At 72.0% G+C, this 8591-nt stretch carries 8 protein-coding genes and 1 pseudogene; all 9 read right to left on the bottom strand.

Going from position 1 to position 8591, the window contains the following annotated elements; translation table 11 throughout:
- A pseudogene (locus tag KS423_RS30920) lies at positions 1-263 on the bottom strand (DUF4173 domain-containing protein); the annotation flags it as partial.
- Positions 264-574: 311 nt separating this feature from the next.
- Positions 575-1495 (bottom strand): carbohydrate ABC transporter permease, encoded by a 921-nt coding sequence (locus tag KS423_RS30915; protein ID WP_224283076.1) that lies wholly within the window; start codon positions 1493-1495, stop codon positions 575-577.
- Positions 1492-2544: a carbohydrate ABC transporter permease gene (locus KS423_RS30910; protein ID WP_224283075.1), complete on the bottom strand. Its 1053-nt coding sequence runs from the start codon at positions 2542-2544 to the stop codon at positions 1492-1494. The genes KS423_RS30915 and KS423_RS30910 overlap by 4 nt, the downstream gene beginning before the upstream one ends.
- Positions 2545-2727: 183 nt before the next feature.
- On the bottom strand, positions 2728-4116 hold the full coding sequence (locus KS423_RS30905; RefSeq protein ID WP_224283074.1) for an ABC transporter substrate-binding protein: 1389 nt from the start codon (positions 4114-4116) through the stop codon (positions 2728-2730).
- Between the two features lie 285 nt (positions 4117-4401).
- Positions 4402-5616, bottom strand: a complete 1215-nt coding sequence (locus KS423_RS30900) for a cytochrome P450 (RefSeq protein WP_224283073.1) — start codon at positions 5614-5616, stop codon at positions 4402-4404.
- A 35-nt stretch (positions 5617-5651) separates the two neighbouring features.
- Positions 5652-6896, bottom strand: coding sequence for a cytochrome P450 (locus KS423_RS30895; protein ID WP_224283072.1), 1245 nt, complete (start codon positions 6894-6896; stop codon positions 5652-5654).
- Positions 6893-7669, bottom strand: coding sequence for an ATP/GTP-binding protein (locus tag KS423_RS30890; RefSeq protein ID WP_374120057.1), 777 nt, complete (start codon positions 7667-7669; stop codon positions 6893-6895). The genes KS423_RS30895 and KS423_RS30890 overlap by 4 nt, the downstream gene beginning before the upstream one ends.
- Entirely contained in the window at positions 7650-8018 is a 369-nt protein-coding gene (locus KS423_RS30885; RefSeq protein WP_224283071.1) for a DUF742 domain-containing protein, read from the bottom strand. The genes KS423_RS30890 and KS423_RS30885 overlap by 20 nt, the downstream gene beginning before the upstream one ends.
- Positions 8015-8452: a roadblock/LC7 domain-containing protein gene (locus tag KS423_RS30880; protein ID WP_224283070.1), complete on the bottom strand. Its 438-nt coding sequence runs from the start codon at positions 8450-8452 to the stop codon at positions 8015-8017. The genes KS423_RS30885 and KS423_RS30880 overlap by 4 nt, the downstream gene beginning before the upstream one ends.
- Positions 8453-8591: the final 139 nt, after the last annotated feature.

Genomic DNA, 8591 nt, shown 5'->3' with positions numbered 1-8591 from the left:
AGGCTCCACACCGCCGTCCAGGGCCGGATCCGGCGTCCGGCCGCGCGGGCGGCGATCCCGGCCCCGGCGGCGGTGGCGGCGCCGAGCAGCAGCAGATTGGGCCCCAGGCCGTCGTAAAGCAGCCAGGCCGCCAGCAGGCCGGTGAGCAGGGCAGCCAGGAGGACCCTGGGGGTGGCCGCCGCCCGGCGCTCGGGATCGCTGCGGCGCAGCCACGTGCCGACCGAGGGCACCGGCGCGCCGGGCGCCCGATTCGGGCCCGGCACGCCCCGAGGGCCGGGGCCCGCCGCACGGTACGGACCGTACGGGTCGTACGGGTTCTCCGACGCGGTCGGACCGGGCGACTCGATGGGACCGGGCGACACGGTCGAACCCGGCGAATCGGACGAGGCAGGTGTGGACGGACCTGGCATGAGTCCCCCTCAGTGGTCGGCGGGCATGCGGAAGCCGCCCGTCGGGCGGTCCGCCGGCGGGCGCGCTCGGCGCCGCGGCCGCTGCCGACTGTAGACCATTCTGAACAGGTTCAAAAATCTGTTCTGAACGCGTTCAGAGCGCCTTCACCGCCAAGGACTCCCGGCTACCCCTTCACCGACCCGGCCAGCAGCCCCCGGACGAAGTACCGCTGGAGGCTGAAGAAGACGATCAGCGGCACGATGATCGACAGGAACGCCCCGGCCGTGAGCAGCTCCCAGCGCCCGCCGAGCGAGCCGGACAGCTGCGCCAGGCGCACCGTCATCGGCGCCACCTCCGGTGTGCCGCCCGCGAAGGTCAGCGCCACCAGCAGGTCGTTCCAGACCCACAGGAACTGGAAGATCGCGAACGAGGCCAGCGCCGGGGTGGACAGCGGCAGCACGATCGAACGGAAGATCTTGAAGTGCGAGGCACCGTCCACCACCGCGGCCTCCATCAGGTCGCGCGGCAGCTGGGCGATGAAGTTGTGCAGCAGGAACACCGCCAGCGGCAGCGCGAACATGGTGTGCGCCAGCCAGACCGGTGCGTAGCTGCCCTTCAGGTCCACCGCCGGGATCAGCGTCAGCGGGCCCAGGTGCGCACCGCCGGCGAACAGCCGAAGCAGCGGGATCAGCGCCATCTGGAGCGGCACCACCTGGAGCGCGAACACCGTGAAGAAGACCGCGTCGCTCCCCCGGAACCTCACCCAGGCCAGCGCGTACGCCGCCATCGCGGCCAGTACCAGCGGGAAGACCGTCGCCGGGACGGCGATCGCCAGCGAATTGACCAGGAACGGCATCAGGCCCGTGGAGACGCCGGACCCGCCCTCAAACAGCACCGAGTGGTAGTTCCCGAGGCCGAGGTCCGGGTGGAGGAAGGTGGTCCACCAGCCGCTGGCGGTCACGTCCTGCTTGGGCCGCAGCGACGTCACCAGCAGGCCCAGCGTCGGGATCGTCCAGAGCACCGTCATCGCGATCACGAACACCGAGGCCAGTGGGCTGCTGAAGGCCTTCCGCACCGGCTTCTCCCGACCGTCCGTCCCGATCACCGGACCTCACGCTCCTTCCGCAACTGGACGATGTTGTAGGCCACCAGCGGCAGCACCGCGAGGAAGAGGAGCACCGCGAGGGCGCTGCCCCGCCCGGCGTTGAACTGGACGAAGGACTGCGAGTACATCTCGTTGGCCAGCACCTGGGTGCCGAAGTTGCCGCCGGTCATGGTGCGGACGATGTCGAAGCACTTCAGGGTGATGAGCATGACGGTGGTCAGCACGACCATCACCGTGGTGCGGATCATCGGCACGGTGACGTACCAGAACAGCCGCACCCCGCTCGCGCCGTCCAGCCGGGCCGCCTCCACCACCTCGTCCGGGATCGCCTTGATCGCCGCCGACAGCACCACCATCGCGAAACCGGTCTGCACCCAGACCATCACCGCCATCAGCAGGAAGGTGTTCAGCGGCTGCGAGAGCAACCAGTTCGGCGGATCGTCCCAGCCCACCGCGACGGCGAGTTGGCTGAGCAAGCCGATCTGCGGCTGGCCCGGCCCGCGCGACTCGTAGACGAACTTGAAGATGATCGACGCGCCGACCAGCGAGATCGCCATCGGCATGAAGATCAGCGACTTGTACACCGACTGGCCGCGCATCCGGTCCACCAGCAGTGCCAGCACCAGCCCCAGCCCGGTCGCCACCAGCGGCACGACCACCAGCCAGAGCAGCGTGTTGACCAGCACCTCCCGCACCGAGTCGGAGGTGAGGGCCCAGCCGAAGTTCTCGCCACCGACGAACCGGGTGCCGTCGTCGTTCTGGAGACTGAGGTAGACCGTGCGGACCAGCGGTACGACCAGGCCGACGGCCAGCAGCAGCACCGCCGGGCCGAGGAAGAGCGCGACCGCCAGCGGACGGGCCAGGCGGCCCCGGGCCCGTCCGGCGGCCAGGAAGACCACCAGCAGGATGCCCAGGAAGCCCGCGACGGCGCCGAAGGTGTTGCCGAACTTGACCGCCGCGTCGCTCCAGGCGCCGGCCGCCAATCTCTCGGTGGCCAGCCCCCCGGCGGCCAACTCGGCGGCGGGTGACGGGAATCCGGGTACGGACATGGCTGCGCGTCCCTTCGGGCGTGGTGGGAAGGGGGCGGGCGGTGCGGGTGGGTGGCCCCGCACCGCCCTCGACAGGTGGTCCTCGGTGCGCCCGGCCCCGCCGCGGAACCGGGGCCAGAGCCGGAACCGGGGCCAGAGCCGGAGCGGGGCCGGAGCGAGGTCGGGCCGGTCGACGGCCCGGCTCTACTGCGGCCAGGCGGCGTCGATGTCGGCGGCGGTCTTCTGGATCGACTGTCCCTCGGCGAACCAGGCGGTCAGCGACTTCCACTCCTGCCCGGCGCCCACGGCAGCCGGCATCAGGTCGGAGCCGTCGAAGCGGAAGGTCGCCGACGGGTCGGTCAGGGCCTCCGCCGACAGCTTGTCGATCGGGTCGGTGTAGAGGCTCTTGTCCACGCCCTGGTTGGCCGAGACCCAGCCGCTCGCGGTCTTCACCCGGCTGCTCGCCCAGTCCGAGCTGGACAGGTAGTTCTGCACCGCCTGCACCTCGGGCCGGCCGGAGAACGCCGCCAGGAACTCGCCGCCGCCCTCGACCGGGTTGGCGATCGACGGGTTCACCGCGGGCAGGTGGAAGGCGAAGACGTCCCCGTCCGGGCCGACCTTGGTGCCCTTGGGCCACTGCGCCTCGTAGAACGAGGCCTGCTGGAGCATCAGGCACTTGCCGCTCAGGATCGGCGTGCCCGCGTCCTGGAAGGTGGTGGTGGCGATCGACTTCACGTCACCGAAGCCCGCGTTGACCCAGGCCGGGTTCTGCATCCAGTCGGCGACCGTCTTCATCGCGGTGGTGATCTTCTGGTCGGAGAACTTCACCTGGTGGCCGACCCACTGGTCGTACACCTCGCCGCCGTACGAGCCCAGCACCACCTCCTCCAGCCAGTCGGTGGCCGGCCAGCCGGTGGCCGTCCCGGAGGCGATGCCGCCGCACCACGGCCTGGCGCCGCCCGCCTTGGCGATCCGGTCGCTGAGCGCCATCAGGTCGGCCCAGGTCTTGGGCACCTCGTAGCCGGCCGTCTTGAAGGCCTTCGGCGAGTACCAGACCAGGGACTTCATGTTGGCGCTCATCGGGGCCGCGTAGAAGGTGCCGTTGACCGAGCCGTAGGTCTTCCAGATCGGGCTCCACTTGTCCTGGTTGGCAACGGTCTGGGCGGGCGGCTTCACCACCTTGCCGCTCTTCACCATCTGCGCCAGCAGGCCCGGCTGCGGGATGATCGCGAAGTCCGGCGCGTTGCCGCCGGAGACCCGGACCGGCAGCTGGGACTCGAAGTCGTTCGAGCCCTCGTAGCTGATCTTGATCCCGGTGCACTTGCCGAACTCGGCCCAGGACTTCTCCAGGTTGTCCGACTCCGGGCTCAGGATCGAGGCGAACATCGTCACGGTGGTGCCCGAATGCCCGGCGTACGGCTGGTACTTGGCGCAGTCACCGGACAGCGAAGCGGCCGATCCTCCGCCACCGCCACCCGAACCGCCTGAGCTGTTGGAGCAGGCCGCCGTCAAGGCCAGCGCCGCCACCAGGGCGGGCACGGCGGCCAGACGGCGACGGTGACTCGGATGCGGAGCGGTCGGGTTGAGGGTCAATGCGGTTCTCCTCGCCAGGGCATGCTGCCGACGGTGGACTGAACGACATTGCGCTGTACCGGAGATGGGCCTACAAGGGATCGCGGACGGAATCACGGGCGGACGGCGGCCGGACTGATCGAAGACGTTAACGCAGCCGCCGCCGCCCGCCAAGGTCCACGTTCGACCTTCACAAGCCGGTGTCCCGACCGTGACCCGCGACCAGGCGATTTCCGGACCGCCGCCACCAGAAGTCGAAGGCCCCGACCGTAAACCCGGACGAGGCCCCCAGGACGTGACGAATGTTCAGAACAGTCGGATCGGCAGCTCCAGCAGGCTGTTCACCACCAGCGAGGGGCTCGGCCGCAGCTCGGCGTCCGGCACCGCAAGCGACAGCCCCGGGAATCGCTCGAACAGTGCGGGCAGCGCGATCCCCGCCTCCAGCCTGGCCAGCGGGGAGCCCGGGCAGACGTGCGGGCCGTGGCCGAAGGACAGGTGGCGGGTCGGGTCCCGGGTGATGTCGAAGACCTCGGCCGTCACCCCGTGCTGGAGCGGGTCACGGCCGATCGCGTTGTACGAGACCAGCACCGGCTCGCCGGGCGGGATCACCACCTCGCCGACCGGAATGGACTCGGCGGCGAAGCGGAACAGGAAGTTGCTGGTCGGCGGCGTCCAGCGGAGCGACTCCTCCACCACCGCGTCCCAGGACACCTGGCCCGAACGCACCAGCTCCAGCTGGTCCGGGTGGGTCAGCAGGGCCCGCACCGCGTTGCCGATCAGGTTCACCGTGGTCTCGTGGCCGGCCGCGATGATCACCCGCAGGGTGGCCGCCGCCTCCGCGTCGGTCAGCGCCCCGCCCTCGGTGTCGGCCGCCAGCAGCACGCTCGCCAGGTCCTCGCCGGGAGCCGAACGACGCTGCGCCACCAGGCTGTTGACGAAGGCGTTCAGTCCGGCGACGGTCGCCTGGATGCCCTCCGGGTTCGGCTTGATGCCGAAGAACCGCTCGTACAGGTCGCGCAGCAGGCCGTGGTCCGACTCCGGCACGCCCAGCAGCGAGCAGATCACCGTCATCGGCAGCGGGAAGGCGAAGTCCGTCTTGAGGTCCACCACCGGCTCGCCCGCCGCCAGGCCGTCCAGCAGCGCGTGGGTGATCTCCTCGACGCGCGGGCGCATCAGCTCCACCCGGCGCGGGGTGAAGGCCTGCGCGACCAGCGCCCGCAGCCGGCGGTGCTCGGCGCCGTCGGTGGTCACCATGCTCGGGCCGGGCACCGCCAGGCCGATCAGCGGCCAGGTCTTCGGCACCTCACCGCGCTGGTAGGCCGCCCAGTGTGCGGCGTCCTTCACCAGCCGGGCGTCCGTCAGCAGGTCGCGCGCGGCGGCGTGCTGCGTCACCGCCCAGGCGGCGACCCCGCCGGGCAGCTCGACCGGCACCACCGGGCCGGCGGCCCGCAGCAGCGCACCCTCGGCCGCGTTGTCGCGGGCCAGCGGGTCGAGGACGATTCGGGCCGGGGCAGCAGTCATCGACAACTCTCTTTCGAACGGCGGGTGTTGGTGGATCAGGCCGGATGGCCCGGGGTGAACGAGACCGGCAGTGCCACCAGCCCGCGCACCCAGGCCGACGGCCGCCACACCAGTGCGTGCTCGGCCACCGCCAGCCGCAGGTCCGGCAGCCGGTCGAGCAGCACCTCGATCGCGGTGGTGGCGATCACCTCGGCCGCCTCCTGGGCCGGGAACGGGCAGCCGTGCTCGCCGTACGAGTAGCTCATGTGCGCCCGGTTCCCCTCCGCCGGGCGGCCGTCCGCCTGCCGCACCGACGGGTCGGCGTTGGCCCCGGCGAAGCCGAGCAGGACCATGTCGCCCTCGCCGATCCGCTGGCCGCCCAGCTGGGTGTCGCGGACCGCCCAGCGGCCGGCGAAGATCTGGGTCGGGGTGTCCTCCCAGAGCGCCTCGTTCAGCGCCTGGCTGATGCTGCGCCGGCCGCCGGCCAGCGAGGCGGCGAACCGCTCGTCGGTGAGCATCAGCCGCAGCGCGTTGGAGACCCAGTACGAGGTCGGCTGCTGGCCGGCGATCAGCAGCACCCGCAGGTCGCGCATCACCTCGTCGTGGGTCAGCCCGGCCGGGTGCGCCAGCATCCGCGAGGCGACGTCGGCGCCCGGGTGCTCGGCCTTCTCCTCGACCAGCGCGGACATCAGCTCCAGCAGTCTCTGGGCACCGGTCGGCGCGTCCGGGCCGCCGTCCACCATCGCCAGCAGTGCCGCGACCAGCTGCGGCGCCTGCTCCTCGTCCAGGCCGAGCACCCGGCACAGCACCAGCAGCGGCATCCGGTGCGCGTACTCGGCCACCAGATCGGCCTCGCCGCGCCCGGCGAACTCGTCGATCAGTCCGTCGGCGATCTCCTCGGCGTGCTTGCGCAGCTCGTACGGGTCGATCCCGGCCAGCGTGTCGGTGACCGCGCGCGAGCGCCGGACGTGCTCCTCGCCCTCCGCGTAGAGGATCGAGGGGACGGGCGCCATCATCGGCTTCAGCGGCCAGTCGGCGGGCAGCGTCGCCCAGGCGTGCCAGCGGCTGGAGTCACGGCCGAACAGCTGCGGCTGGCCGGTCACCTGCTGGAGTTCGCGGTAGCCGATGACCAGCCAGGCGGGCACCCCGCCGGCCAGCTCGACCGGGGCGACCGGGCCGTGCACGGCGCGCAGCTCGCGGTAGAGCTGGGACGGGTCGGTCTGGAAGCGCGGCCCGTACAGCGGCGTGGCGTCGGCGTGCGCCGGGCAGCCCGGGGGCGGGGTGGCGGCGGGCTCGGTCACGGGGTGCTCTCCTCGTAGATCGCGGTGCGGGGCCCCGCCGGGGCGGGCTCCCCGGCCGGGGCTGCCTCTTCGCCCCCGGCAACGGTGGCCGGGACGGCCTCACCTGCAACCGTGACCGGGACGGCCTCACCTGCAACGGTGGCCGGGGCGACCCCGTCGGTCAGGGCGGCCTCGTCGGCCCCGGCCAGGGCCGCCAGGTGGTGGACCAGGGCGATCAGCACCCGCTTGCCGGACTCGCGGTCGCGCGCGTCGCAGTCCACCAGCGGCACCTCGGCCGGCAGGTCCAGCGCCTCGCGGACCTGCTCCAGGGTGTGGCTCGGCTCACCGAAGTTGTTGCGGGCCACGATGAACGGCGTGCCGTGGTGCTCCAGCCGGTCGATCGCGTACCAGGAGTCCTCCAGCCGCCGGGTGTCCACCAGGACGACCGCGCCCAGGGCGCCGCTGAACAGCCGGTCCCAGAGGAACCAGAAACGCTCCTGTCCGGGCGCGCCGAACAGGTACAGCACCTGGCGCTCGGAGAGGGTGATCCGGCCGAAGTCGAAGGCGACCGTGGTGGAGCGCTTGCCCCAGGCGCCGGCCGGGTCGATGCCCTCGCCCGCCTTGGTCATCACCTCTTCGGTGTTCAGCGGGCGGATCTCGCTGACCGAGCCGACCAGCGTGGTCTTGCCGACGCCGAAGCCGCCGACCACGACGATCTTCAGCGCGTTGTCGGCAGTCGACCGCAGCGGGGTGCGCGCGTCGGCGGGCCGGGCGTCAGAGCTGTTGGAGGCCATGCAGCACCTGCTTCAGCGTGTCGAGGTCGGGCAGCCGGGCCTTGTTCGGCGCGAACCGGGGGTGACGGGCGGTGACCGCCCCGGACTCCAGCAGGTCGCCGAGCAGGATCTTCGCCACCGAGACGGGCAGCGCCAGCTCCGCCGCCACCTCCACGACCGCGGTCGGGGCCTCGCACATCCGCAGGATCCGGACGTGCTCCGACTGCATCCCGGGCGCCGGTTCCCGCTCGGCGACGATCAGGGTGACCAGGTCGAAGGCGTTCTCCGGAGCCCGGCTGCGGCCCCAGGTGATGGTGTAGAGGCGGTCCGGATCGTCATCGCAGCCCGGCAGCACCGGCCCGGCGTTCATATCGTCGCGCTCTCTTGCGCGGCGGCCTCGCCTTCCCCGCCCCGGGCGGGCGCGCTGAGGTGGACCCCGATCTGCTCGATCAGGCCGTGCATGTTGTGGCCGACCACGCCGACGTCCGCGTCGTCGTCCGTGACCACCGCCAGGTGCGCGCCCTCGCCGGCCGCCACGATGCACAGGATGCCGCCGTGGAACTCGGTCATCGACTGACGCACGCCGCCGCTGCCGTCGCCGAACTCGATCGAGGCCCCGTGCGCCAGGCTCTGGAGTCCGGAGGCGATGGCGGCCAGCTGATCGGCCTGGTCGGTGCTCAGTCCGGCGGTGTGGCAGAGCTTGAGGCCGTCGGCGGAGAGAACCAGGGCGTGCCGGGTGCCGGGGGTCGCCGCCAGCAGGTTCTCCAGCAGCCAGTCGAGGTCACGGTCGGTGGCACTGCTCATCAGGTGTCCTTCTCGGTGACGGGGGAAGCGTCGGTCATGGTGTCGGGGTCCGTGGTCGGCGCCCCGGCGGGGGGCTGCTCGGCCGCCACGGGACGGGCGGCGGCCCGGCGGAACGCGCCGAACCGGGCGGCCGCGCTCA

The sequence above is a fragment of the Streptomyces sp. LS1784 genome (genome assembly GCF_020103755.1).
In the GTDB taxonomy this organism is placed as follows: domain Bacteria; phylum Actinomycetota; class Actinomycetes; order Streptomycetales; family Streptomycetaceae; genus Kitasatospora.
Note: the sequence above shows the minus strand (reverse complement) of the source record. Positions and strands in the feature narration are given on the sequence as shown.

What these genes read in the sequence shown, in the direction of transcription:
- KS423_RS30910 (WP_224283075.1), bottom strand. Translation starts at nt 2,544, where the DNA reads ATGTCCGTACCCGGATTCCCGTCACCCGCCGCCGAGTTGGCCGCCGGG.
- KS423_RS30900 (WP_224283073.1), bottom strand. Translation starts at nt 5,616, where the DNA reads ATGACTGCTGCCCCGGCCCGAATCGTCCTCGACCCGCTGGCCCGCGAC.
- KS423_RS30890 (WP_374120057.1), bottom strand. Translation starts at nt 7,669, where the DNA reads ATGGCCTCCAACAGCTCTGACGCCCGGCCCGCCGACGCGCGCACCCCG.
- KS423_RS30885 (WP_224283071.1), bottom strand. Translation starts at nt 8,018, where the DNA reads ATGAACGCCGGGCCGGTGCTGCCGGGCTGCGATGACGATCCGGACCGC.
- KS423_RS30880 (WP_224283070.1), bottom strand. Translation starts at nt 8,452, where the DNA reads ATGAGCAGTGCCACCGACCGTGACCTCGACTGGCTGCTGGAGAACCTG.